Raw genomic sequence first — 25,705 nt, forward strand, 5'->3', positions numbered from 1 at the left:
GCGGATGTCTGTCGTCCAGCCCAAGATCCTTTTGGCCCTGAGCCTTGCAGCCATGACGGCAGCACTGAGCGGCTGCACGACGTACAAGCCGGCGCCGAAGGCCTTCAACGAGGCCACCATACAGCCCTATACGCTGGACAGCGGCGATCGGCTGCGCATTACCGTCTTCGACCAGCAGAGCCTGACCAATACCTATACGGTGGATCAGGCAGGTTATGTCGCCTTCCCGCTCATCGGCCAGGTCCCTGCCCGCGGCCGAACCCTGCAGCAACTCTCGGGACAGATCGCCCAGAAACTGCAGCAGGGCTATCTTCGCGATCCCGACGTCACCATCGATGTCGATCGCTACCGCTCGGTCTTCATCATGGGTGAAGTCGGCCAGCCCGGCCAGTATGCCTATGTTCCCGGCATGACGGTGCAGAATGCCATCGCTGTTGCCGGCGGTTTCACCAGCCGCGCCAACCAGCGCATGGTCGATGTCACCCGCAAGATCAACGGACAGGTGCTGACCGGCCGCATCAACATATCGGGGCCGATTATCGCGGGTGACACGATCTACGTTCGCGAACGGCTTTTCTGAACGATGGCAAAACAGCAGCCGCTCCGCATCCTCCATTGCTTCAGGTCGCCGATCGGCGGAATTTTCCGCCATGTCCGCGATCTCGTCGAAGAGCACAGCAAGGCCGGCCATGAAATCGGCATCCTCTGCGACAGCTCGACCGGCGGCGAGTACGAGGACAGCCTGTTCGACGATATCCGTCCCTATCTCTCGCTCGGCCTGACGCGCGTGCCGATCCGGCGCTCAATCAGCCCGTCCGATATTGCGACGATGTGGGATACATACAAGAAAATCAAAAGTTTGCGGCCGGATGTGCTGCACGGACACGGCGCCAAAGGCGGTGTGCTCGCGCGACTTGCCGGCTCAGTGTTGCGGGTGAACAGGTATCGCGTAGCCCGCCTCTATACCGCGCATGGCGGAAGCCTGCATTATTCGCGCTCCTCGCTCAGCGGACAGTTCGTCCTCCGGATGGAGCGCCTGCAGGAATATTTCACCGATGCGCTGGTCTTCATCTGCGAATATGAGCGCGACACCTATGCGCGCAAGGTCGGACGGCCAAGGACGAAGACGAGACTGATCTACAACGGCATCGGCGAGCGCGATTTCGAGCCGATCCCGACTCGCTCGGATGCCGTGCATTTCATCTATGTCGGAATGCTCCGGGACCTCAAGGGTCCCGATCTGTTTGTCGATGCCTTCGCCAAGACCGAACGGCTGCTCGGCAGGCCGCTGTCGGCGCTGATGATTGGCGACGGGCCGGATCGCGACCGCTACCGTGAGATGATGGTCGAACGCGGCCTTGGTAAACGCATCGGCATGCTGCCGGCCATGCGGGTCCACGAAGCCTTCTCCATGGCGCAGAACCTCGTCGTTCCCTCGCGCGCCGAAGCCATGCCCTACATCGTGCTCGAGGGGCTCGGCGCCGGCAAGACGATCATCGCAAGCCGTGTCGGCGGCATTCCCGAGGTGCTCGGCGCCGACAGCGCAGCACTGGTGGAGCCCGGCAATTCCGACGATCTCGCCCGCGTCATGGCGGAAACGCTGAGCACGCCCGACTGGCACGCCAGGACGATGCCGAAGCCCGAGGCGGTGAAGGCGGTGTTTTCTTCGGCCGTCATGGCACGCGATGTCCTGAAATTGTACCATGAGCTCGTCAATCCCGCTGCCGGCCAAGCAATGCCCGTTGCCTCGTAAATATTTCTTAGGTGCTTTCTGGTATTTCGCTTGGTGACAACGAGCGAAAAGCCCCATGAACAAGCTGGAAAAAGGCGATCAATTCGACGTGGAAGCACTGCGCAAGCAGGTCTCCGACGTCGAGGCGCGCGGCGGCGCGGGTCAGGAGAAGCCTTCCGACCCGACCGAAATCAACCCCTTTGCCCGACAGATCGCCGAGCAGTTCCGCGACGGAACCAATTCGCCTGTGATCATCATCGGCCAATTGCGGCTGCTGGAATTCCTGGCGCTCTTCGCGATCGCCCTGATCTCCCACTATTTCTGGCCCGGTGACGGCAGCGATTCCACCTCGATGCGGGCGGGCATGGCGGCGATCGCTTCGGCCCTGACCGTTATCGGCCTGCAGCTTGCCGACACCTACACCATTCCCGCCCTCCGGGCGAAGCTGCGGCTGATGCCACGCATCCTCGCCTCCTGGACGATCGCGCTTCTCCTGAGCGTCGGCCTGTTCGCGCTCATTCGCGGCACCACATGGGCGATGGTCGATGCCTATATCCCGTGGTTCGCCGCAGGCGCGCTCTTCCTTGCGGCCGAGCGCTTCCTCGTCGCCTACGGCATCCGCAACTGGGCGCGCAACGGCATCATGGAACGGCGCGCCGTCATCGTCGGCGGCGGCGAGCCGGCCAAGGACCTGATCCGCATCCTCGAACAGCAGGCCGACAACGACATCCGTATCTGCGGCATCTTCGACGACCGCGGCGAGAAACGATCGCCGATCATGGTCGCCGGTTATCCGAAGCTCGGCACTGTCGCCGAACTCGTCGAATTCGTGCGACTGACGCGCATCGACATGCTGATCATCGCCCTGCCGCTGTCGGCCGAGGCCCGTATCTACGATCTTTTGAAGAAGCTCTGGGTTCTGCCGGTCGATATCCGCCTTGCCGCGCATGCCAACCGGCTGCGCTTCCGGCCGCGCGCCTATTCGCATGTCGGCTCGGTGCCGATGCTCGATATTTTCAAAAAGCCGATCCGCGACTGGGATTCGGTCGCCAAGCGCGGCTTCGACCTCTTCTTCACTTTGGTCGCGCTGGCACTGCTCTGGCCGCTGATGATCGCCACCGCGATCGCCATCAAGGCGACCTCCGAAGGCCCGGTCTTCTTCATGCAGAAGCGCCACGGCTTCAACAACGAAATCATCAACGTCTTCAAGTTCCGCTCGATGTACACCACCATGGCCGACCCCACCGGCAAGGCCGCGGTGACCAAGGGCGATCCGCGCGTCACCCGCGTCGGCCGCTTCATCCGCAAGACGTCGATCGACGAATTGCCGCAGCTTTTCAACGTTTTGAGGGGCGAGCTCTCGCTGGTCGGCCCACGCCCGCATGCCGTTCTCGCCCAGGCGCGCGATCGCGCCTTCGCCGATGTCGTCGAGGGTTATTTCGCCCGCCACCGCGTCAAGCCCGGCGTCACCGGCTGGGCGCAGATCAACGGCTGGCGCGGCGAAGTGGACAATGACGAGAAGATCAAGTTCCGCACGGCCTACGACCTCTACTACATCGAGAACTGGTCGCTCTGGTTCGATCTCAAGATCCTGTTCCTGACGCCGATCCGACTGCTCAACACGGAAAACGCCTATTGAGCGCGATCGAGGCGACATATCCCCGTGTCGCCCAACCGCAGCGGATGACGCTGCGCCTGATCGGCTCGGCTTTTGTCGCCTTCGGCGTCTTCCTCTCCGGTTTCGTGATCGACGAGCCGGCACCTTATGAACTCTGGATGGCGGGGCTGATCGGCCTCTGGTTCATCCTGGGTCTCAGGATTTCGTGCAGCGTGGCGCCGCTGCTTGCCCTGCTGCTGATCTTCAATATTGGCGGCATGCTGTCGCTGACGCAGATGAAGGACTTGGCAACCGCGCCGATGTATATCGCGGTGTCGACCTTCCTGGCGCTGACGGCGGTCTTCTACGCGGCAATCATCGAGGACAGCCACAAGCGGCTGCCGCTGATCTTCAATGCCTGGACCTTTGCCGCCGTCGCCACCTCCGCGCTCGGCATACTCGGCTATTTCCACGCCTTTCCGGGCGCGGAAATCTTCACGCTCTACGACCGTGCCAAGGGCGCCTTCCAGGATCCGAATGTTTTCGGCCCCTTCCTGGTGCCGCCATCGCTCTATCTCGTCCACGGTATCCTGGTCGGCGACCTGAAGAAATCGCCGCTGAAGGCCGCCGCCCTGCTGGTGCTTGCGCTCGGGATTTTCCTCTCCTTTTCCCGCGCCGCCTGGGGGCTCTTCGCGCTCGGCGTGGTGCTGTTGATCTTCATCATGCTGCTGAAAGAGCGCAGCGGCGCCTTTCGCTTGAGAGTCCTGGTCCTGTCGCTGGCGGCGATCATCATGCTGATCGCGTCGCTGCTGGTGGCGCTGCAGATCCCGAAGGTCGCCGAACTGTTTTCGGCGCGCGCCCAGCTGGTACAGCAATATGACGGCGAACATCTCGGCCGCTTCGAGCGCCACCGGATCGGCTTCACCATGATGATGGAGCGTCCGCTCGGCATCGGCCCGCTGGTGTTCGGCACGATGTTTCCCGAGGACGAGCACAATATCTGGCTGAAGTCGCTCACCTCCTATGGCTGGCTCGGTTTCGTCAGCTACGTCGGCATGCTTCTCTGGACGCTGGCTCTCGGTTTCAGAAACCTGCTGCTCGACCGACCGTGGCAGCCCTTCCTGATGATCGCCTGGATCTCGGTTCTCGGCCATGCGACGATCGGCAACGTCATCGATATCGACCACTGGCGCCATGTCTATCTGCTGCTCGGCACGGTCTGGGGCTGCGCGGCGCTGGAAGTGCGCCACAAGCGTGAACGAAGACGCCACGACGCGGCGTGAGTTGTTGCCGTCAAGGGGCGGCTGTCTATTTCGTCGCTCCTGCCGTCAAGCCGGCAATAAACCGCCGCTGGAAAATGAGATAAGTCACGATGAGCGGGAAAATGACAATCACCGCGCCGGCGGTCAGAACCGGCGTGTTGACGGTATAGCGCCCTTGGAAAAACAGCATGCCGAGGGGCAGCGTCCGATAGTCGTCGTCGTTGACCAGGATGAACGGAATCAGAAACTCGTTCCAGGTCCATATGAACAGGAACAGCGCCAGTGTCGACATTGCCGGCACCATGAGCGGGATAACGATCTTGCGCAGGATATGGAAGCGTCCGGCGCCATCGAGAACCGCCGCTTCGAGAACTTCTTCCGGCAGTTGCTGCATCGCGCTGGCGAGGAAGATCGTCGAGAACGGTATCGACATCGCGATCTGCGGCAAAATCAGAGCCGCATAGGTATTGATCAATCCCAGATACCGCATTTCGTAATAAAGCGGGATGATGAAGGCTTCCGCCGGCACCATCATGCCGAGCGTCAGGATAGCGAACAGCGTGCGCCGGAATGGAAACGACAGGTAGGCGAAGGCAAAACCAGTCAGCAGGCCCAAAAAGACGCTTGCAGCAACGACGGGTATGACAACGATGATCGAATTCCAGAAGTAAATGTTGAAATGTCCGGCATTCCAAGCATCGACGTAATTTTCGAAATGCGGATATGCCGGCAGCGCGAATGCACCCTGCAGAACGTCGGCCTTGCTCTTTATCGAGGTTAGAAGCAGAAGCAGGAACGGCGTGATCGTTACGAAAGCAAGAAGCCAGAGGACAAGGCGAAGGAATAGCGTACCGGGGGAGATGTTAGACCAACGGCTCATCAAGCCCGTCCTTTGTTCTGCGATCCCACAAATCGGTGAATTGCATAGTTGATGACAAATGTGAGGACCGCGCCGACAATGGCGATGGCCGCTGCGGCGCCGAACCGATTAAGCTCGAAGCCGAGCTGATACATGTAGATGTTCGGCACGAGCGTCGCGTTGGCTGGTCCGCCCCTGGTCATTGTAAAAATCAGGTCGAAGCTTTTGATTGACGCTATGACCGTCAGGAGCAAAACCACCCTTATTTCAGGCAAGAGAAGCGGCAGCGTTATCCAGAAAAAGGTTTTTCGCGCCGAAGCGCCATCGACCTTGGCAGCGTCGAAAAGAGACGGGTCGATGCGCTGAATTCCGGTCAGGAAGATGACCATGCAAAAACCGAAGAAATACCAGGTGGCAACGATCCCGACCGCGGGAAGCACAAAATTGAAATTTCCCAGCCACGGGAGTGCGAAGGCGCCTAACCCCACTGCTCTGAGAAACTGATTGAACGGGCCAAATGCAGGATTGTAGAGCCATGCCCAGATGATGCCCAACACGGCGGTCGGCATGATGTAAGGCAGGAACAAGAAGGTGCGCAGTGCAAGTTGTTCGCGCTGCTTCAGATTCCAGACGCAAGCGGCGAGAGTTATGCCGAGCACGAGCGGCAGGACACAGTAGAAGATCATGAGCTCGGCATTATTACGCAAGGCAATATAAAAACGGCTGTCAGAAAAGAGATCGACGTAATTGCCGAGACCAACCCACTTGGGCATGCTCAGGCCGTCCCAGCTGGTCAGGCTCAAACCCAAAGCCGCGACGATCGGTCCAAAGACAAAAGCCGCGTAGAACAGCAATCCAGGCAATAAATAGATAAAATTGGTCTGTTGCGAGCCATCAAGTGCGGAGCGTTTCATCCATTACTCCATAAAGCTAAAGCTGTGGTCGTCGCGCAGCAAGCCGATCGCAGTGCTCATTTATTTGGATCGACGAGACTGAGGTCACGACCGCAGGGGACGGCCGTGACCAGCGCCCGCAATCTTTATTTCTTATCCTTCAGGTACGCCTGATAATCCTTGTCCATAGCATCGACAAAGGCTTCGGGCGTGATATTGCCGGACAGAAGAAGCGGCGTGTTGTCGTCTATTGTCTTCAGCATCGTCGGGCTCGACCAGTCGGGGTAATGTCCGAGGGCGTCGTTTGCGTTGAGTGTCTTCCACATTTCGATGCCGGAGCTGAGGAGCGGCGTGAGCTTTGGCTTTGCATCAGCCGCGAGCGACGTTGCCGGAAGATAGCCAGCATTGGCCCAGGTTTCAGCAGCCTTTTCCGAGACCATATAATCGATATATGCGCCGGCTACGTCCTGTGTCGGCTTCGTTTTGGCAAGGCTCGTTATCGCCCAGGCAAGATCCACGCCCCCAACACTCATGGGCTTGGCAATACCTTTCGGGGCGGGAATTGCCATGAAGCCGATATCCGGATTGTGTTGCATGTCACCGAAATACCAGGTTCCGGAGATCAGGAACGCGCCCTGCCCGGAAATGAAAAGCTGGACGGCGTCGTCACCCGAGATGCCTTCGAAACCGGGGAAAAAGTAACCGCCCTGTGCCCATTGCTGCACGAGTTTGGCGGATTCGATGTTCCCCTTGGTGTTCCACGAGCCGCCCCGGCCGTAAATCAGATCGTCAAGCTCGGCACGATTGCTCGCGTCGATATGCGCCTGCTCGATGGCGCCGATCATGTGCAGGGCCAGATGCTGCTTTGCCGAGCCCATCATGAAGGGCGCAACGCCCTTTTCCTTCAGCTTATCAAGACCGGCCAACAGCTCCTCGAAGGTTTGCGGCAGCGCTACTCCCGCATCGCCGAGGATCTTTTTATTGTAGTAGAGGCCAACGATCTCGCCGAGGCCTGATATGCCGTAGGTCTTACCGACCCCAAATTTTCCATCTTCCCAGCGGTCTCGAGCAAGCACCGAATCCGACTGGCGCTTATCCCAGCCGTAGTTTTTGATGTAGTCGTCGACCGGCAGGAGCAATCCTTCCTTGACCATCGCTCCCATGTCACCGGCACCCTGATTGACTTTCGTGATGACAGGGCCATCACCTGCCGAAACCGCAAGCTTCAGCGTCAACTTCATGTCATCAAAGGTACGGGCGGTGCGCTTGATCGTGACGCCGGGATGCGCAGCTTCGAACTCCTTGTTGAGCTGCTCTATGACCGCGCTCTGACCTTCATAGGTTTGGTCATCCCACACAGCCAGGTCGTCGGCGCGCGCGGCTGCCGAAAGGCCAAAACTCAAAAGCGCCGCGCCAACAAGCGCGACAGCTGCTTTCAATCGGTATGCCGGCAGTATGCGGATCGATTTCACGGTTCTTTTCATCTGCTCCACCTCATCTGGTTTATTTTCCACTCCCGTTCAGGCCTTGCGCCAAGCAGCGGCCGAACGTTTTCTTCCCCCAGAGCTTTGCCTGGCTGGCGAATCTGAGGTAATCGTCAATGCATCCGCTCCTCTCGCGACCTAAAATGACAAAGCGCCACGCAGGAGGTGGCAAAGTGATGGACACCAGCTGCTTCATCCGCCCCGCGACTGAAGCGGATATCGACGCCCTTTTCGACATCTGCCTGAAAACCGCGAATGGCGGTGAAGATGCCAGCGCGCTTTATAGCGACCCGCATCTGCCCGGCTACATCTGGTCGGTACCCTACCTCAAATTCGCCAAAGACTTTGCCTTTGTTCTCGTTCAGGACGACCGGCCAGTCGGCTACGTTGTAGGGGTGGCGGACACCAGCAGGTTCGACAGAGACTTGCAAACGAACTGGTGGCCGTTCGTCCGCCAGCAGATTGCGGGACTGGCACCCACCCGTCCGCGCGACGCCGACGTGATGGAACGAATTCAAAATCCGCGCAGCGGAACGGCTTGGCTTCAAGACCAGTATCCCGCGCATCTCCATATCAACATCCTTCCCGGACTTCAGGCAAGCGGTTGGGGGCGCAGGATGATCGCCACGGAGCTTCAAGCGCTTCGAAACCACGGGGTCGGAGCCGTGCATCTCGGGGTCGACCCAAACAACGAACGCGCCAGGGGTTTCTACCGTCGCCTCGGCTTTTCCGAATTCGAGCAGGATGGCTCCGTCGCCTTCGCAATGCGGATCGATGAGGGATTGGGTTGAAGCATTTCCTGGTTTCTCCAAGCCACGAAAAGGCCGTGTCTCCCGGGTATAAGCACCCTTGATTGGAGAAAATCTCACACGCCCGAAACTGCCTGCTCGCCACACGGTGAGGTCAGCGCACCCATCCCGATGAACGGCCGCCTGAAGGCATGATAGCATTATCGGCAGTAAAGCAGGTTGCTTCGCGAAAAGCTGTCCATCAGTCGAGGGCTTCATCATGAGCAAATCCTCGGAAGCCGGGTTCAAGGAGTCCGCGGGACGCAAAAAAAGAAATAGCCAGGCAAGCCCAGGCCAGTTCCTCTTTGGCCGATCTTGGCAGGCGCACGGCTAACCGGACGATACGTATGGCGCATACTTCACATCGACCCTCTTTATTTCATCGCGCATTTTCATCGCACGTTAATTTCAAGCCTACAGCTGACCTCCCATTTGTCAAGGACATAGACAAATTGCCTGCTTCGATGTATTGAATTCCGCTTAGTCGCAATAGTTGTGACTTAATATCGCGTCCATTAAGTATGCGCTCCGAACTAATTGGACTGAGCTAGCCGGATGGCAATGGCATCTTCTGTCGCACAGACCCCGATCGCACGAAAAATTTCAACCAATGCCGTCATCCGAACCGTGTTCGCGAACGGATCGATCTCTCGCGCCGATATTGCCAAGCTAACCGGCTTGTCAAAGCAGACGATTTCCGATGTCGTGCGCGACCTTGAGGATGATGGATGGCTGAAACCAGTCGGGCAGACTGATGGTCGCCCGGGCCGGAATGCGATCACCTATGAAATCAATGCCAGGGCGGGGCTGGCCGTCTCTATCGATCTCGGGAGCACCAAGATTGCTGCGGCCATTTGCGATCTGTTGGGGAACGTGGTCGCTGAAACTAAAGTATCCACCGACCCGCGCGGCGGAATGCATCTCGTCAATCAGTTCAGCGATCTTATCGTAGAACTCGCGTTTGCGGCCGGGACGACTGCCGACAAACTCCGTCTCGTCGTTCTAGGCAGTCCCGGTGTGCTCGATCCAGCCACCGGGCATATCAACGTAGCGCCAAGCATCCCCGGCATCGACGCCATAAATCTGCGGCAAGTCTTCAGCGACAGAATGGCCATACCGGTGATCGTTGAAAATGACGTCAACCTCGCCGCGCAAGGGGAGAGATGGCGGGGACACGGTGTCGAAACCAGCAATTTTGCTTTCGTTGCTCTCGGAACGGGCGTCGGCATGGGCATCATCGCCAACGGAACTCTGTTGCGCGGCGCGCGTGGGGCGGCCGGCGAAATCGCCTATCTTCCGATCGGTGGAGATGCTTTTGATCCTGGCGGATTTACGCTTGGAACCTTTGAGAGCGCGGTCGGCAGCGTCGCGATGTTGCGACGTTACGTCGGTTTCGGCGGGCGTAATGCATCCACCGTGGCCGATCTCTTCGCCGCGTTTAATGCAGGAGAAACAAGCGCTGCGGCTGCCATCGAAGAGACGGCAAGGCTGGTCGCAGTCGCTATCGCTGCAATCGGAGCGGCTCTCGATCCTGAATTGGTGATCACCGGCGGCAGCATCGGCTCAAGACCGGAACTCGTAAACGCCATCCGCGGTTTCCTGCCGCGTTGTACGCCTTATCCGCCGCGCATCGAGATCAGTCGCTTTGGGAACCGCGCCGCCCTGATGGGAGGAATGGGGATCGCGGTCGAGCGCATGCATGACGATCTATTTGGTGTCAAATTGAGGGAAGTTTGAAGAGCGCATGCCTTAGGGCCAACGTGCGGTTTCGCCACTTGAGAAGCGCTGGGAATGCGCTAGGTTTTCCATCATGATAACAGCAACGCAGATACGCGGCGCGCGCGCCATGATCGGAATGAGCATCGAAGAGCTCGCCGCCGCCAGCGGCCTGCCGGTCGAGACCGTGACGGCGCTGGAAAACGGCGAATTCGCCGGCGAGCCGCATGCGCTATTCGATGTGCGCAGCACACTCGAGGCGAACGGCATCATATTCCTGTCGAGCGGCAATCAGGATGAAGGCGGCCCCGGTATCCGGTTGCGCGCCCGCACCTCCAGCGATGACGGCATCCGGCCGGAAAACCTCAACGCCGCCAACGACGACTGACGGAACCAATCCGCCGCCCGACCGTTTCCGCTGTCCCATAACATATCGGGCCTATAACGTATCGGGGGCAGTCTCTTGAACCGCAGCAATGGTCTCTACGTCGTCATCGGCGTTCTTGTCGTCGCCGTCATCGGCCTCGGCGCCTATATCTTCCACGAGGAAAGCAAGCCGCAAGGCATCGAGATGAGCATCGGCAAGAACGGTGTCTCGATCGAGCAGAACTGATCTTTAAAGATAGGTTTTTGCAAGGTCGGCGAGTTTGCCGCCGTCCTTCACGCCTTGCCTGTAGAGCTGAATGATGACCGCACCGATCCGCTCGGCCTCCGGCGTCGTCCTGGCGAGGCCGCGTTCGTCGCAGACCTTGTCGAGCACCTGCGAAAGCAGATCGAGATCTTCCGAAAAGAGCGGTAAATCATGCGGATGAATTGATGATCGTAACATCACGCCGCATTTCCTCCGAGGGCAAACGCATCCACGCTTGCATCGCCGGCCGCCCTCCGCAACCGACCATAAAGTCATTATGCGCGAGGGTCCGAACTTTAGCAACTACGCAAATTTCTGTGGAACAAAATTATGGAACAAAATTTTATCCCGCGCGTTCGGGCCGCGTTTGGTAGCAGGAATCGGTGAGTGCAGACGTGAGTGAAAAACGCTTTCCCTCCCCCGTCCGGGTCGTTTCTTCAAACAGCAGCCTGATCGTTTCGACCGTCTGGGAGGCCGTCGAATATCTGAAGCGGTGGCCGAGCAAGCGTGGGCGCGATTATCGCGTTGCGCGCCAGCACTGCCTGGATGCGCTCGACGGACTGCGCAGCCCGCGCGCAGCACAGGCTTCCTTCATCACGGCAGCGAAAACGGCGGGATTGCTGGTGTAAGATCGTTATCTGTTGCGTCCGCCGCCGGCAGCGATGAGCTGAGGATGGACGGAGCCTTCCATGATCACCTTGGCGGTAACCTCAATCACCCGCTCCTCCGCGAGTTCGGCAAGCGCGAGGGCAACATCGCCTTCCGACCAGCCGCCTTTGATGGCCTCGTCCGACAGAGCCTGGAACGCGCTCGCGAGGCTCTGCCTGCAAGTTAGATTGTGCTTCATATCCGCCATGCTCGACTAGGCTATCCGTGACAGGGACAATGTTAATCTACAACATATTCACGAGAATGCGAAGAGGCTTCAGGCTTTTTTCAATCCAAAATTTGGTTGTTAACTTCCAAACTGGGTATAACCTTAACAAAATGCAACAAATACCACCTCTCCCAACTGAGGCAGTACCAAAAAGAACTAAAGGATTTATTTGCTATGCACCTTCAAATGGTATTTCATCGCGTTATTTAGTTTAAATGGTCGAAACGGGCGGAGCCGGATACAGCGGCCCTTTGAACCGCGAGAATGCGGCAAACCTGAAAGCGGCCCGTTTTCAGCATCTTCAGGGCACCCTGTCAATCAGCTTCGGGATCCGGCATGGCGAGCGTGGGCCGTGCTGGAGGATGTCTCGCGCAGTCTGTACAGCCAATCGGCGGGCGACGCTTAGCCGCCGGGGACGCCTTCGGCGTTAATCACCTTAATACCACAACGGCACCACACTCCCGTCAAAGTCCGCCGTACCATTGGCCGCTCACTTTATCCAGACTTTCAGGAGGTAAAATGTCTATCGAACTGGACGCTACTACCTATGTACACGCCAAGCCGGCGACCGCCCATTCCTATATTCTGCCGGCCGTTGTCGATGTTCTCGAGAACAGTTTCGAGGAGGCAAAAGATACGGCGGTCTTCGACCTCGGTTGCGGCACCGGCGGTGCTGCAGCCGTGCTTGCGGAAAAAGGCTATGACGTCGTCGGCGTCGATCCCTCCCAAGACGGCATCGCGAAAGCAAGAACGGCCCACCCCGATCTTCCGCTGGAAATCGGTTCCGGCTACGAAGATCTGTCCAGCCGGTATGGGACCTTCGATGCCGTGATCAGCCTTGAAGTGGTGGAACATGTCTATGATCCCAAGGCTTTCTCGGCGACCATGTATGATTTGGTGAAACCTGGCGGCATCGCCGTTATGTCGACCCCTTTTCACGGCTATTGGAAAAATCTGGCATTGGCCGTCAGCGGAAAGATGGATGACCATTTCATGCCTCTGAAGGACCATGGCCATATCAAATTCTGGTCTCCTGGAACGCTCAGCACCCTCCTGCTTGAAACAGGCTTCGAAGACGTCGACTTCGAATATGTCGGGAGGATTCCGCTTCTGGCGAAGTCGATGATCGCAATCGCCCAGAAACCGCACTGAAAAGGCGGTCAATGGCAGACCGTCCTCTGCAATGTTGGCGCTAAAGCTCGCCTGCAACATGAACAATTACATTTTCGTTCGGGACGTTCGGCTCCCGCTTTAGCATTTCTGCCAATGCCTCGTTCCGTTTTCCGCCGCTAGCGGGACGAAGGAATCTGACATTCTGACTGAGATTTCAAGGGGATAAATGGTCGGGGCGACTGGACTCGAACCAGCGACCCCTTGACCCCCAGTCAAGTGCGCTACCGGGCTGCGCTACGCCCCGACCTGCCGAAACGGCTTGCTTCGTTTAGTTTTTCAGCGCGTGCAATGCAAGCGGAAAAACCTTGCCTCCAAGAAAAAGGAGGCGGTTTGCGCGAATGGTCAGATCGCCGCGAGCCTCAGCCGGCCTTCGGCGGTTTGACGAGGCTGCCATGCCTGGTAGTTGGCGATCGAAAAATGCGGCGTTTCGAAGGGCGTGGCGTGCGTTTCGGTGATGACTGTGACGTCGGCGCCGGCGGCCTCGCCGGCGAGGATGCCGGCGACCGCATCTTCGAAGACCAGGCATTTTTTCGGATCGACACCGAGGCGGCTTGCGCCGAGCAGATAACCTTCGGGGCTGGGCTTGCCTGATTTGACCTCCTGGCCGCTGACGATGACCCTTGGCATGGGGATGCCGGCGGCGGCCATGCGGCGCCTGGCGAGCTCGATCGGCGCCGAAGTGACGATTGCCCATCGGCCCTCAGCGATGGCGGAGAGGAAGCGGACGGCGCAGGGGATTTCGACGATGCCGGAGACATCCTCCATTTCCTCGGCGAGCAGCAGATCCGCCTCATGGGCAGGATCGACGCCGGGCAGGCCAAGCCCGCGGATCACATCGGAGGCGCGGATGCCGTGGATCGTCTTCAGGAAGACCTCCGGCTCGAAGCCGTGGCGCCTTGCCCATTCGCTCCAGACGCGTTCGACGACGGCGATGGAATTCAGCAGCGTTCCGTCCATGTCGAAAAGGAAGGCGTCATAGGATCTGTCGAGGATGTCATGGAGAGCGGGCACAGGCTTTTCCTTACAAGCATGAGGCCGGAGCGACCTTTGCGCAGGCGACTAACGGAGAGCGGAAGCGGCGTCAACGTCAGTTGTTGGTGTCTGGGTGGGTGACGTTACGGACGTCGGCAAGGCCGCGGGCGGCGTCGCGGCTGCCAGTTGCGGCAGCGGCTTCGAAGATACGGGTCGCATCGCCGTACATTTTGAGATTGAGGTAGCTGTAGCCGCGCAGAACCATCAGGTCGATGCGTTCCTGCTGCAGCTGGGCACGCTGGTCGAGATAGATGAGGGTTTCGCGGTAACGTCCGGCGTCGAAGGCTGAAAGCGCACGGTCGGCGAGGATCGCCACCTGAAGCTCGGCGGCGCGCTGGCGGTTCTGCGGCGCCTTGGTGGCCGCGACGGCGGCATTGCTGGAAAGGCCGGCGCGCAAATAGGCAAGGCTCTGGCCGTAGGCTGCGTCTTCGCGGATCTTGCGGGCCGGGCTCTGCAATGCGGCCTCGAAGGCCGAGATCGCCTCCATCGGCCGGTTGATATCCATCAGGCACCAGCCGCGCGACAGCGCGTCGGCCGGCTTAAGCTGCCCGGCATCGATTGTCGTCGAGCAGCCGCGCGTCTGGCGCGGGCCGCGCGGGGCGGTCATCGTCTCCATCGCCGGTCTCGCCGCGCGAACGACCACTTCCGCACCCGGCTGCAGGGTCACGCGGCGCTCTGCCGGGAGCGGTTCGGCCAGGGGACGCTGCGTCGGTTGAGCCGGCTGCTGTGCGACAAGCCCCCCCTTTGCCGGCGGCGGCGTGACGGCATTCGGCATCAGGGAGGACGTGTCTTCGAGGTTGGTGATCCGGCTCGACCGGCCGGCCCAGGCGCGCTGGAGGTCGAGCACGCCCTTGCGGTCGCTCAGTTGCTCGCGGGTGATGACAAGGCCATAGGCGGACGGTTCGTCATCGGGTTTCCAGGCAAGTGCCGTCTCGAACCAGCGCGCGGCGGTCTGGAACTGATTGAGGGAGCGGGCATACCAGCCGAATTGCTGCGCCGTCGGCACATATTTCCGGGCGATGACCTCGGTGGCGATGCGGTGCAGCACGTCTTCGGCCAGATCGACCGGCGGCTGCAACGCCATCAGGTTGGCGGTAGCGGCTAGATAGGTTGATGTCGCATCATCGGAATCGGCGCGCCAGCGGAACATCACGTCCTCGGCTTCCTCAGGCGCCTTGCGGGCGATCAGCGCCAGCGCCAGCCCCTGCGAAGCGGCGGCCGATTCTTGCTTGGCTCGGGCCACGCGGAACCATTTCTCGGCATCCACATCATTGTTGCGGCGAAGCTGGTACCAGCCGAGCAGCAGCGCATCGGAGGCAAGCCCCTCCGTCTCGGCGAGTTTTTCGAGGCGGGCGATATAAGCGGGCGCGATGGCGAGATTCGGATTGTCATTGCCCTCGGCCATGAAGCGTCGGGCGAGGTTGTCGCGGATAGCATCGAACTCCCGGCTGCCGTCGGCAGCAGGCCTCTCCAGCGCGAGCAGCGCCTGCATCGGCTGGTAGGCAAGCAGCGTCGAAGCCTTTTCGGCCGTCGCCTGCCGCTCGGCCGGATTGGTGCAGTTCTTCAGAATATAGGTGTAGGCGTCCTGGCCGCGCTGCGCCCTCTCCGTCTGGATGAAGGCTTCGGCGACGCGCCAGAGAACATCGACCTCGCTGCAGGTGAGCAGGCTCGGTGTTGCGGCAGCGATATCGACCACAGTCGCATATTGCTTGAGGTCCGAAGCATTGACGAGGCGGGCACGGGCCTCGGCGACGTCAAGCCGGTCGAGCAGATCGGCCGGCGGCTGCCATCCGGCATCGGCTACCTGGCGGTCGGCGACGGCCTTGCGCAGTTCGGCATAGCGGCCATCGGAATAGAGCTGCCACATGGCCTCGAGCTGCTTGTCGCCATTCTGCGGCACGGCGAGCGGATCGGCCGGCGGAACCCAGTTCGGATAGAGCGCCTGAAGGCGGGAGATTTCGGCCTGCAGGCGCACCTTGTCGCCGCGGCTGGCAAAATAACGAAGAGCGCTTTCGTCGACGGCAGGCTGCGGTGGTGCGGACACCTGCTGCGGAGCCGGCGGCGCGGAAACGATAGGGGGCGTGACCGGCGCCGGCTGAGTAGCCGTGTGAGGTGCCGCAGGTTGCGGTGCTGCGGGCTGCTGTGCTGCGGCACTCGGCTCGGGCGTGTTCGGTGCTGACGGCGGCGAGGAGGTTATCGCCTCGATCTTATCGGCGACGAGTTGCGCATTGAATTCGGAATCGCCGGCAGGAGCATCCGTCGGCTTGATGCGGCCCATCATCATCAGCTCCGGCGCCGACTTGCCGGCGGCCCCAAGGCCGAACTTTTCCTGCAGAGCGGCACGATCTTTCAGCCCGGTGACGAGGGTCGCCACCACAACTGCCGCTGAAACCGCCACGAGAGAAGACTTCACAGACACTCCGGATGCTTCTCCCCAATATAGGCCAGCCCCAGCAGTTGAAGCGTGGACGGATAATAGAGTGCGGGCGCAAATTGCAGGGCCGAGACCGGCAACTTGGTCCCATCGACCACACAGGCCACAACATCGTTAACAATTCGATAACCGGGATCCGACAACACAGTCTTCGGCCGGCCGGTGGTCAGATCGATGGTGGCGGGAACGCCGTCTTGCGACATTCCTTGTTGCAAGCGGGTCAGCAGCGCCTTGTCGGTGACGCCGCCGCGAGCGAGATAGAGCGGGATGCGGATGGCGTTATAGGCAAACTCGGCGTCGAATCCCTCTGCCGGCTGCGGCTGGCCGCTGAGACTGACCCATTCGGCTGGAAGCTTGCGCGGGCCAAACTGCATCCTCTTCAACAGCGCCAGGCCATCGTCCGACAGTTTTTGCCAGGCATCCGACGGAGCGAGCGCCGCCATCACTGGGATCGCCTCGTAAATCCAGTAGGACGGGTTGACGACGGGACCGTCCTCACGGTCGGTAGCGGCAAAACCCTCACTCCCCGGCAACAGGAGTGTGTGGCCGGACGAGTGCACAACGGTTTCGGCAAGGAGCGCCTGGGCCATGCGGGAGGCGGCGAGGATATAGTCGTTGCGTTTCCACGTCGTGCCGGCAAGCGCCAGCGCATAGGCGATCAGCATGTCGCCATCCGAGGCGTTGTTGGTGTCGGTGACGTGCGGCTTGCCGTTCGGATCCCATTTCCAGACGGCAAGGCCATCGTCGCGTAGCAGCAGTTCGGTGCGGCTAAAATACCAGATCTGTTCGAAATCGGCGGGGCTGGCTGCGAGATAGGCGAGCAGCATGCCATAGCCCTGCCCTTCGCTGTGGCTGATATTGCCGTTGCCGTTGTCGATGATGCGGCCGGTCGCATCGAGAAATTTCGCCTTGTAGGCGGCCCATGCGCCGGCATTGATCATCGCCTGCTGCGCCCCGGCGGGCGGGCCCGGGGCGAGCGCGACCGTTGCCGCCAGCAGGAGTGCGCGCCACCGCCTCATTTCGACCGGCCCAGCTTTTTGAGCATGCTCGAGGTGGTGACGCCGATCAGCAGCACGAAGACGACCAGCACAAAGGCATAGGAGAGGATATTGGTCGACAGCCAGTTGGCGGCGATCAGGCGGTAATTGGCGATCGACCAGGGTGTGGACGGCACAAAATCGAAACGGGTGACGGGCACGGTCTCGATCTTGCCTGTCTTGCTCGAATAGGTGGTAATGTGGCCCGATATCTGCGACCAGTTCAGCTGCGTGGCCAGAACCTCGAGCCCTTCGCGCAAATCCTTCGCCGACGGCGCCGCCACCACGGTCCAGGCGCCGGCTCCCGCGGGGCTGGAGCCCTGTGCAACCAGCAGCGTGTCGGCGTTGGCCGGCGTGAAAATCTGCTCGGCGCCGGGGATGAATTGCAGCGAGCTGCGGGAGATATCGAAATTGCGCGACAGCCACTCACGGGAGGCAGTGATCCGGTTGCGCAAGACACCGCCGCTGACCTTGGAATTCCACTCCTCGAAGGCCGTACCGGTATCGACGACGCCCGCCTGCGTATCGGCCACGGGACGCCACGAGGCCTGGCTCGCCGTGGCGATATTGGTCTGCGACAGCGCGGTTGCCGGCATCTGCGAGATGGAGCCGATGAAGATCGCGTCACGATCGCCAATCGTATTCGGCGAGGCAACGATTTCGACGGCGATCGGATGGCCGGCAGTGATCGCCATCTGGCCGAGCAGCGTCGCGGCTGCCGAAAGCGTGTCGGCATCGACGCGGTCGATGAAAAGCGGCGTCGGTTCCGTGGCCCGGCCATAGGGATAGGCGGTGCCGGCCATTGCGGCCAGGTTCGGACGCTGACCGACACGGGCGAAATCCGGAATCTGCAGCTCGGAGGTATCGAACAGGGCAAAGCGCGGGGTGGCACCGGCTGTCGCGCCCGGCGCGCAAGCCGCATCGTCCTTGGTCATCAGGATCGCCTCGATCGCCACCGAATTGAAGCCGGGCTTGAAGTGCCGCATCGTCACGCGGATCGGCAGATGACGGAGAATGCCGCCTGATGTCGTGGTGATCGGCACGGTGGAGGCAATGTTGTCATTGACGTAGATATCGATGTGGCTGCCGGGCATTACCTTATCGGTATAGGCGGCGTCGAGCAGCACCTTCGCTTCGCCATAGGCATTGGCATAAAAATCGGCCGGTACGGCGATATTAAAGCTGGTCCGCAGCCGCCGGCCGGAGAATTCGGTGGTCTTCACGCCGAGCTGCGACAGGGCGATACTCGTATCGGAAAAAACCAGCGGCGCGTTCGGCGCGCTCCAGCGTTCGGTGGTCAGCACGTCGCGGCGTACGTCCGAGGACCGGTCTGTCGGCGCGACGATGGTATCGATCGCCGAGGAGACCGCCTGCCAGGAGGGGCCGCTGATCAGAAGCACCGGCGAGCCGCTGCGCGGATCGGTGGCGAAAGCGGCGAATGCCGCGCTTTCGGCACCGGGCGGCAGGCCCGGAAAGATCGGCCGCAGTTCTGCCGCGGTGCCGACGAGCACGCTGAGCTTGCCAGGCCCGGCCGCTGGAAGCGAAGCCGTGCTGAAGGCAAAGATCTGGTTCGGCATGCTGCTCAGCACCGACAGGCCCTGCGCCAGCCGTAGTAGTGGCTTGGTGGTTCCCGGCTGCTCCAGCGCCGGGACAACGACATCGAACTCCGTCTTGCCGGCACCGTCGACGCCGATGGCGCGGATTGCGTCGGCGCTTGATAGCTGGGCGGCATCCCTGCCGGTAAAACTCAGAAAGGTTCCGGCCGGATCGATATTCGACCACAGTTCATAAGTCGATTGGATGCTGCAATCTGTTCGGTGGCGCTGATCGGCTTCGAAGGTGACGAGATTGGCACCGGGCTGCAGCAGACCGGGCGGGACCTCGAAGGTGACGGTCGACGGGCCATCCGGCGAACCGACGCGCTGCTGGCCGATCGGGCGGTTGTTGAGATAGACGGTCAGCGCCGAGGCCTCGGGCGCGACGAAGATCGCATTCTGGTAGGCGAAGGTGAAGCTTGCCTTGGCCGCCGCCTGCTCCGGCGTCAGATAGACCGACCATGACCGGCGATCGTATTCGCCGCCGAGACCAAGTTGCGAAAAGGGCACGACATAGCGACGTACATCACCGGGGCGGGGCGCGGCGGTATTTGCCGTGGCGGCTGGCTGGGGCGCAGGCGCCACCGGCTGCGGCTGGGCGACGACCGCCGGAGGAACAGGAGCGGCCGCCGGGGTTGCGGGCGCGGGTTTGACGGAAACCGGAGGGGTGACAGGAACCGGCGCCGTGGCTGCGGGCGGCGTAGGCGACGTCAATCTCGGGGTAACGGATGCCCCGGGCGGCCGCTCGCCGGACATGTCGAAGGGCGCCGTCTGCGCCTGGGCGAAGGCGGAGGCATTCAGCAGGAGAAGCGAGGCGGCGGCGATCCTTCTCATCCGGCGTTGACCTTTGCCGCCTGCTGCTGGGCTTCTCGCTCCGGCCGCATGCTGCGGAAGAAGTAAACGAGGCCGCGGCTCGTCTGGTAGAACGACATGCCGAGAAACCAGATGGTGCCGCGGATCAGGCCCGGATTGCGACGGCGCGAGGCCTGGAACTCTGTCCACTGATCGGAATTGGCAAATATCAGGTCGGCGATCAGACGATGATCAAGTGCGCTTTTCGGCACGTACTGGCAACCGACATTGCTGATATCGCCCGACGGCTCGATATTGCGGACGATGAGCGGCAGGGTTTCCAGATCCGCGCCACTATAGGGCCGGAAGCGGATTTCGCCGACGGCGCCGACCAGCATCTCGTCGAGATGCTTGTTGAAGATGTGAAGCCTTGCGCCGTGAACCGAGACGTCCTCGATCGAGGCCGTGTACCACCTGCCGTTGGCGCCGAATTCGCAGCGCCGGTTGACGCGGACGCGACGGGACAAAGCGCGCTCGCCGCGCTCCGACACGACACCGAGCGCGCAGCCGGCCATGATCAGGTTGATGACATTCCATCCGCCGACGACGAGCGTGACGTCGGCCTTATAGGGCTCGGCATAGATTTTGTAGATGGTGATGACGAGCGCGACAATCTGAACCGCAAAGATGACGAAGAACGGACGGCTGATTTCCGACAGTCGGCTGACGGCGATCGATTCGTCCTTGGCGGTGACCTTGAAAGTAGGCTTTCGCGGATTGAGCATGACGGAGACGACTGCCGGCAGCAGATGCACCGTCTGGACATATTCGTAGAGCTCTGAAATCCAGGGCCAGCGGAACGACCCGTAGAGGTAATTCTGCATCATCAGATTCACGAGCATATAGGCAAGCGTGTAGGCGAGGAACTCGCCGCCCGAGGCTGTGAAGATTTCCAGGTCGAAGAACAGGTAGAAGAGCGGCGCAAACAGGAAGATCGTGCGCGGGAACGGGAAGAGCCAGAACAGCGTGGAGGACATATAGCAGAAACGCTGCGGGATCGTCAGGCCGCGCTTCAGAAGCGGAAAGCGGAAACGCAGGATCTGCATCATGCCCTGTGCCCAGCGGCTGCGCTGGCCGATGAAGCTTGCAAAGGTGGCTGGCTGCAGGCCTGCGATCAGCGGCTTGTCGACATAGATGCTGTTCCAGCCGCTACCATGGAGCGCCAGCGCCGTCTCGCAATCCTCGGTGATGCTGATGCCGCTGAAGCCATTCAGGGATTCGAGCGCCCTGCGGCTCAAAACGGCGGCCGAACCGCAGAAGAAGGCGGCATTCCATTTGTCGAGGCCACGCTGGATGATGCCGTAGAACATCTCGTTCTCGCTCGGCATCTTGTCGAAGGTGCGCAGGTTGCGCTCCAGCGGGTCGGGATTGATGAAAAAGTGCGGGGTCTGGACGAGGAAGAGCTTCGGATCGTCTTCGAAGTAACCGACGGTCTCGAGGAGGAAATCGCGGGCCGGCGCGTGGTCGGCATCGAAGACGGCGATGAGTTCGCCGGTCGAATGTTTCATGCCGTTGTTGAGATTGCCGGCCTTGGCGTGCTCGTTGCGGTCGCGCGTGAGGTAGTGGACATCGAGATCGTCGCAGAGCTGCTTCAGCTCGATGTGGCGGGCGGCGGCGGCCTGGGCTTCGAGCAGCTTGCCGGAGTTGCGCTTCTGCAAGGTGGCGCCGTCGTCGAGCAGCCAGACATGCAGCTTCTCGGCCGGATAATCCATGGCCTTGGCGGCGGCCAGCGTGTTTCCGAGCAAGCCGGCATCCTCATTGTAGGATGGCACGAAGACGTCGACATGAGGAAGGCGCCCGGGATTGGCGGCACGCGAGGGGCGCGACGGCAATGGTGTGGCAACAATGAACAGGCTGAGCGCCAGCATCGCGACGCTATACATTTCGGCAAGATAGAGCAGCAGGCCGGGAATGAAGTTTTCCAACTGGTTCAGAGGCGGCAGCGTATTGGTGGTGCGCCAATAAACATAACGCAGCACGATCGACGTGCCGAAGGCGAGCGCCACCAGGCGCCACGTCCCCTCGCCCTTCAGAATTTTGATGACCGCCATCACGGTCACGACCGTGATGGCGGTGATGAGCTGGGTCTGCAGGTTAACCGGCAGCGTGATCAGCACGATCATACAGAGCGAAACCACGGCCCATATAAAGACACTGCGGGCTTTGCGCATTGGCGTTCCTTCGAAATTGCTCAACCGGGGCACCATCCGGCGCCCGCGACATGCTCATTATCTCCGGCAGGCGGCCGTCATGGCCGCGTCGCCTATGCAGTCCGGCGAAGGCACGGTGACGCCGATCGCCCTTACCGATTGTTCGATTGGCGCAACTGCCGCAGCCGGCCTTGCACTTGTCTGCGGCGCCTCGCCCGGCAGCGGCACACGCGGGCCGATGGGTGCCGGCACCGGTGCCACACCTTGAGCCGGTTGCGCGGTCGAGGCGCTGCGAACGACGGCTCGCGGCCGGGTGACAATGGCAGGCGCCGGCTCGTAGCCGATCGGCATCGGGCTGGCGCGATAACCGGCTTCGTCGGGATAGATCGGCGCGCCGGTGCGCCCGAGCGCCACGTCGGCGGGCGGCGGATTGCCGTAAGGGTTCCAGAGCTCGCCGTCGAAGGTGCCGGTGACGGTGTAGCCATAGACGATGCCAAGCAGCTGGCGTTCGCTCGCTCTCGCATCGCAAAGGCGCAGGCGCAGCTGGATCATGCCGAAATTTCGCGCCTGGGTATTGGCAGCAGTGCTGGAGCGTATCTGCTGCCAAGCATAGAGGCAGGTGTCGCCGGCACGGCTGCGACCGGAGGCATACCCGAAGGGACCATAGGCGTTCTGCAGGAAGGTCGCCGACGTCGCCATCGGCACGCCGGGGGCCGAACGGGCCACCTCGCGGGCAATGCCGCTCTCGTTGATCATGCTGAAGCCGGCATTGCCGGCGCCGGGATTGGCGCCCGAAGCGCCGAAGAACTGGACCTTCAGGGAGTTCTGACCGGGCACGGAGGATGAGGTAAACAGCGATATCGTCTGCTCGACGCCGTTGCCGCGCTTGCGCTCGACGACGCTGACGATCGACGGGCCGCCCGGCGGCGGCAGGACCAACGCCTTTTCAGGCGCCACGGTTTCCGGCGCGGAAGGCTGGCGCACGCCGCCTGTCGATGTGCAGCCGGCCATTATGCCCGTCACGGCCAACAGCAATATCGTCTCCCGCAAGCGCATGTCTCGAGCCGCCGCAATCGTCTTCCAGATCCATTCGCAAGCCGAAACGCGACGGATCGTCGAATCAACGACCGGTTGGTCGTCCGTTCAGAATAAACGTCCAACATGGTTAGCGAAAAGTAAACAAGCGAGCTCTAACATCACCATCTGGACTCTTTTCGAACGCTGTTCAGACGGCTCAACCGTCTGATGTAAAAATTAATTTAGTAACAACTTAATTTCTCTCTTTGCGTCTGTTACCGCGATCGCGAAAGCCCGCGGGGAACTATGCCGCATGGCCAGCGTTGCCTTGATGTCTCAGGTAGAAAGGAGAAATCCCATGCGCAAGACCATGCTAGCTGCGGCCGCCATGCTGACCATCAGCTCCGCCGCCTTCGCGCAGAGCAGCGTCATCGTCACCGATCCCGCACCGACCGGCTCCGTCGTATTGCCCGGCGAAGTGCGCACCTATGTGATGGAGCAGAACACGCCATCCGTCGTCTATGACGGTGATATCGCGGTCGGCGCGACGCTGCCCGATACCGTCGAAGTGCATACGGTGCCAAATATCGACGGCTATGGCTATACGGTCGTCAACGAGCGGCGCGTGATCGTCGAACCGAAGACGCATCGCATCATCCAGGTCTTGGAATAACGCTGACACAGAATTGCGGACGTGCGGCCGTATTCCGGCTTCACGTCCGCTCGTCTCCCACCCTCACCGCGACATTCAGAAGCTCACGGATCTTATGAGCGAGCTGCTCCAGGCTGAAGGGCTTGGCAAGCAGGGAAACGCCGTGATCAAGCACGCCATTGTGGACGATGGCATTGCGGGTGTAACCCGTCGTGTAGAGGATCCGGATCGTCGGCCATTTTTCCTGGACGATATCGGCAAGCTGGCGTCCGCTCATCTGCGGCATGACGATATCGGTGAAGATCAGGTCGACTGCCGCATTCTGCTCCAGAAGCATAAGCGCCTCCATGCCGCTAGCCGCCTGCAACACGGTGTAACCGAGTTCATGCAGGCTTTCGGCGGTCATGGTGCGGACGTTCTCATCGTCCTCCACCACCAGGATCGTATCATTGACGCTGCCCTGAGGAAGCGGCTGGGCGCCGGCGACGTTCAACCGGGCATCCGCCGTGCCGACATGACGGGGCAGATAGATCTTCAACGTCGTGCCCCTGTCGATCTCTGAATAGATCTTGATGTGGCCGCCGCTCTGCTTGATGTAGCCGTAGACTTGGCTGAGGCCGAGACCTGTGCCTTTGCCAGGCCCCTTGGTCGTGTAGAACGGGTCGAAGGCGCGTTCGATCACCTCCGGCGACATGCCGGTGCCGGTGTCAGTCATGCTGATCATCACATATTGACCTGCTTCGACCTCCGAATGCATGCGCGAATATCGCTCGTCGAGTTCGGTATTGGCGGTCTCGATCGTCAGATTTCCGCCGCCCGGCATGGCGTCGCGGGCGTTGACGGCAAGGTTCAGGATGGCATTCTCGAGCTGGCTCAAATCGGCAAAGCTCGGCCAAAGGCCGCCGGCAAGCACGGTCTCGATCCGGATGTGCTCGCCGAGCGTGCGCCGCAGCAGCTCCGACATGCCGCCGACCAGCTTGTTGAGGTCGATCACCTCCGGGGCGAGCGGTTGCTGGCGCGAGAAGGCGAGAAGACGCGCGGTCAGCACCGCCGCTCTCTGCGCACCATCTCTGGCATTCTGGATGGAGTATAGCAGGCGAGGATCCTCGCTGCCGGTCAGGCGCCGTTGGGCGAGATCGAGGTTGCCGATGATAATTGCCAGCATGTTGTTGAAATCATGGGCGACGCCGCCGGTCAGTTGGCCAATCGTTTCCATCTTCTGCAACTGGCGGACCTGCGCCTGAGCGGCGGCATTCTCTTCCATCTCGTGCCTGAGCTCGGCAGTGCGCTGGACCACTGTCTGTTCGAGGCGCGTGTTGAAGCTGTTGAGCTCGCTGCGAAGGCGGCTCTGCCTGCCATGGGCGATGATGATCATCTCCATCAGCCCGATGATGATCACGGCATTGATGAGATAGGCGGAAAGCCCCACCCATTGGGCGGCGCTGGCCGGCCAGAAAACATTGTGCGGCTCGACGAAAAACTGCTGGACAATGAAACCGGCAACCAAGGTCGCGACAAAGCCCGGCCCGGCGCCGCCTATGAAACTCGCGAGCAATATCGCCGGAAGGAAGCTCAGGAAGGGAAACTCGGAGAGAGTGTCGCTGACGGCAAGCCTCAGAAGAAACGTCAGGCCAATGAAGGCAATGGCCAGCGGATATGTAAAACCTGGCCTGTGACGCAGCCAATCCGTGGCACTCAACAAATCCATTCGACACCCCTTCTTACAGCGCCGCGCGTCTTTTCGAGAGCCGCAAAAGACGCTGCAACGCTTTGAATTGCTGCATAATTTTATTCATAAATCGATTCCGATTTAAGGAAATTATGCAGGAGCCGTTGCGGAGACGGCACTCCAGCTTTTGCACATCGAATTTCAACCGGCAATATGCTGTTTCTCGCACTGCCGGCCACGACGTCTTGACGAGCC

At 60.7% G+C, this 25,705-nt stretch carries 23 protein-coding genes and 1 tRNA gene; 11 read left to right on the forward strand and 13 right to left on the reverse strand.

Annotated features, from left to right (window positions below; all coding sequences use genetic code 11):
* The first annotated feature begins 4 nt into the window (after positions 1–4).
* Genes RWJ89_RS16710 through RWJ89_RS16725 form a run of 4 tightly spaced genes read left to right on the forward strand, consistent with a single transcriptional unit; the run spans position 5 to position 4,612 of the window.
* Complete coding sequence (locus RWJ89_RS16710; RefSeq protein WP_020049461.1) at positions 5–580, forward strand: polysaccharide biosynthesis/export family protein; 576 nt, start codon at positions 5–7, stop codon at positions 578–580.
* Positions 581–583: 3 nt separating this feature from the next.
* Positions 584–1,753 carry a glycosyltransferase family 4 protein gene (locus RWJ89_RS16715; protein ID WP_025394066.1) on the forward strand — a complete coding sequence of 390 codons (1,170 nt, stop codon included), beginning with the start codon at positions 584–586 and terminating at the stop codon, positions 1,751–1,753.
* 55 nt (positions 1,754–1,808) lie between these two features.
* Positions 1,809–3,371: an undecaprenyl-phosphate glucose phosphotransferase gene (locus RWJ89_RS16720; RefSeq protein ID WP_025394065.1), complete on the forward strand. Its 1,563-nt coding sequence runs from the start codon at positions 1,809–1,811 to the stop codon at positions 3,369–3,371.
* Positions 3,368–4,612, forward strand: coding sequence for an O-antigen ligase family protein (locus tag RWJ89_RS16725; protein WP_168254953.1), 1,245 nt, complete (start codon positions 3,368–3,370; stop codon positions 4,610–4,612). The genes RWJ89_RS16720 and RWJ89_RS16725 overlap by 4 nt, the downstream gene beginning before the upstream one ends.
* Positions 4,613–4,637: 25 nt before the next feature.
* On the opposite strand, the gene RWJ89_RS16730 is transcribed toward RWJ89_RS16725, so the two are convergent.
* The 3 genes from RWJ89_RS16730 to RWJ89_RS16740 form a co-directional block, all read right to left on the reverse strand.
* Complete coding sequence (locus RWJ89_RS16730) at positions 4,638–5,471, reverse strand: carbohydrate ABC transporter permease (protein WP_003547275.1); 834 nt, start codon at positions 5,469–5,471, stop codon at positions 4,638–4,640.
* Complete coding sequence (locus RWJ89_RS16735) at positions 5,471–6,364, reverse strand: carbohydrate ABC transporter permease (protein WP_077976210.1); 894 nt, start codon at positions 6,362–6,364, stop codon at positions 5,471–5,473. Before RWJ89_RS16735 ends, RWJ89_RS16730 begins: the two co-directional genes overlap by 1 nt.
* 125 nt (positions 6,365–6,489) lie before the next feature.
* Positions 6,490–7,827 carry an extracellular solute-binding protein gene (locus tag RWJ89_RS16740; RefSeq protein WP_131661160.1) on the reverse strand — a complete coding sequence of 446 codons (1,338 nt, stop codon included), beginning with the start codon at positions 7,825–7,827 and terminating at the stop codon, positions 6,490–6,492.
* Between the two features lie 176 nt (positions 7,828–8,003).
* Here RWJ89_RS16740 and RWJ89_RS16745 point away from each other — a divergent pair, with 176 nt between their 5' ends.
* From RWJ89_RS16745 to RWJ89_RS16760, 4 genes are all read left to right on the forward strand, one after another.
* Positions 8,004–8,618 carry a GNAT family N-acetyltransferase gene (locus RWJ89_RS16745; protein WP_131664330.1) on the forward strand — a complete coding sequence of 205 codons (615 nt, stop codon included), beginning with the start codon at positions 8,004–8,006 and terminating at the stop codon, positions 8,616–8,618.
* 552 nt (positions 8,619–9,170) lie between these two features.
* The gene (locus tag RWJ89_RS16750) at positions 9,171–10,352 is read left to right on the forward strand and encodes an ROK family transcriptional regulator (protein WP_077976207.1); all 1,182 of its coding nucleotides are present in this window, start codon (positions 9,171–9,173) and stop codon (positions 10,350–10,352) included.
* Between the two features lie 73 nt (positions 10,353–10,425).
* The gene (locus RWJ89_RS16755; protein ID WP_003558384.1) at positions 10,426–10,719 is read left to right on the forward strand and encodes a helix-turn-helix domain-containing protein; all 294 of its coding nucleotides are present in this window, start codon (positions 10,426–10,428) and stop codon (positions 10,717–10,719) included.
* Positions 10,720–10,794: 75 nt separating this feature from the next.
* Positions 10,795–10,944, forward strand: a complete 150-nt coding sequence (locus RWJ89_RS16760) for a hypothetical protein (protein WP_165504243.1) — start codon at positions 10,795–10,797, stop codon at positions 10,942–10,944.
* A gap of 3 nt (positions 10,945–10,947) precedes the next feature.
* On the opposite strand, the gene RWJ89_RS16765 is transcribed toward RWJ89_RS16760, so the two are convergent.
* Positions 10,948–11,160, reverse strand: coding sequence for a hypothetical protein (locus RWJ89_RS16765; protein ID WP_029872887.1), 213 nt, complete (start codon positions 11,158–11,160; stop codon positions 10,948–10,950).
* A gap of 197 nt (positions 11,161–11,357) precedes the next feature.
* On the opposite strand from RWJ89_RS16765, the gene RWJ89_RS16770 reads away from it, so the two are divergent.
* A complete protein-coding gene (locus tag RWJ89_RS16770) occupies positions 11,358–11,591 on the forward strand; it encodes a DUF982 domain-containing protein (RefSeq protein ID WP_077976206.1) in 234 nt (77 codons plus the stop codon).
* A gap of 5 nt (positions 11,592–11,596) precedes the next feature.
* Here the strand turns inward: RWJ89_RS16770 and RWJ89_RS16775 are convergent, their stop codons facing one another.
* Positions 11,597–11,818, reverse strand: coding sequence for a hypothetical protein (locus tag RWJ89_RS16775; protein ID WP_077976205.1), 222 nt, complete (start codon positions 11,816–11,818; stop codon positions 11,597–11,599).
* 540 nt (positions 11,819–12,358) lie between these two features.
* Between RWJ89_RS16775 and RWJ89_RS16780 the strand changes: the two genes are divergently transcribed.
* Positions 12,359–12,991: a class I SAM-dependent methyltransferase gene (locus tag RWJ89_RS16780; RefSeq protein ID WP_077976204.1), complete on the forward strand. Its 633-nt coding sequence runs from the start codon at positions 12,359–12,361 to the stop codon at positions 12,989–12,991.
* Between the two features lie 188 nt (positions 12,992–13,179).
* On the opposite strand, the gene RWJ89_RS16785 is transcribed toward RWJ89_RS16780, so the two are convergent.
* From RWJ89_RS16785 to bcsN, 7 genes are all read right to left on the reverse strand, one after another.
* Positions 13,180–13,256: transfer RNA gene (locus RWJ89_RS16785), tRNA-Pro, on the reverse strand.
* 98 nt (positions 13,257–13,354) lie between these two features.
* Positions 13,355–14,023 carry an HAD family hydrolase gene (locus RWJ89_RS16790; protein WP_131664252.1) on the reverse strand — a complete coding sequence of 223 codons (669 nt, stop codon included), beginning with the start codon at positions 14,021–14,023 and terminating at the stop codon, positions 13,355–13,357.
* A gap of 76 nt (positions 14,024–14,099) precedes the next feature.
* The gene (locus tag RWJ89_RS16795) at positions 14,100–16,457 is read right to left on the reverse strand and encodes a cellulose synthase (RefSeq protein WP_316029301.1); all 2,358 of its coding nucleotides are present in this window, start codon (positions 16,455–16,457) and stop codon (positions 14,100–14,102) included.
* Entirely contained in the window at positions 16,454–17,497 is a 1,044-nt protein-coding gene (locus tag RWJ89_RS16800) for a glycosyl hydrolase family 8 (protein ID WP_316031156.1), read from the reverse strand. The genes RWJ89_RS16795 and RWJ89_RS16800 overlap by 4 nt, the downstream gene beginning before the upstream one ends.
* Positions 17,494–19,944, reverse strand: a complete 2,451-nt coding sequence (locus RWJ89_RS16805) for a cellulose biosynthesis cyclic di-GMP-binding regulatory protein BcsB (RefSeq protein ID WP_316029303.1) — start codon at positions 19,942–19,944, stop codon at positions 17,494–17,496. The genes RWJ89_RS16800 and RWJ89_RS16805 overlap by 4 nt, the downstream gene beginning before the upstream one ends.
* A complete protein-coding gene (bcsA, locus tag RWJ89_RS16810) occupies positions 19,941–22,133 on the reverse strand; it encodes a UDP-forming cellulose synthase catalytic subunit (RefSeq protein ID WP_316031157.1) in 2,193 nt (730 codons plus the stop codon). The genes RWJ89_RS16805 and bcsA overlap by 4 nt, the downstream gene beginning before the upstream one ends.
* Before the next feature lie 57 nt (positions 22,134–22,190).
* Complete coding sequence (bcsN, locus tag RWJ89_RS16815) at positions 22,191–23,168, reverse strand: cellulose biosynthesis protein BcsN (protein WP_222010145.1); 978 nt, start codon at positions 23,166–23,168, stop codon at positions 22,191–22,193.
* Positions 23,169–23,487: 319 nt separating this feature from the next.
* Here bcsN and RWJ89_RS16820 point away from each other — a divergent pair, with 319 nt between their 5' ends.
* Positions 23,488–23,802 carry a DUF1236 domain-containing protein gene (locus RWJ89_RS16820; protein WP_020049431.1) on the forward strand — a complete coding sequence of 105 codons (315 nt, stop codon included), beginning with the start codon at positions 23,488–23,490 and terminating at the stop codon, positions 23,800–23,802.
* Between the two features lie 40 nt (positions 23,803–23,842).
* On the opposite strand, the gene RWJ89_RS16825 is transcribed toward RWJ89_RS16820, so the two are convergent.
* Positions 23,843–25,489 (reverse strand): response regulator, encoded by a 1,647-nt coding sequence (locus RWJ89_RS16825; RefSeq protein ID WP_316031158.1) that lies wholly within the window; start codon positions 25,487–25,489, stop codon positions 23,843–23,845.
* Between the last annotated feature and the right edge of the window lie 216 nt (positions 25,490–25,705).

Origin of the sequence: Rhizobium sp. 10PS4, assembly GCF_032464805.1 — a bacterium.
Lineage (GTDB): Bacteria > Pseudomonadota > Alphaproteobacteria > Rhizobiales > Rhizobiaceae > Rhizobium > Rhizobium laguerreae.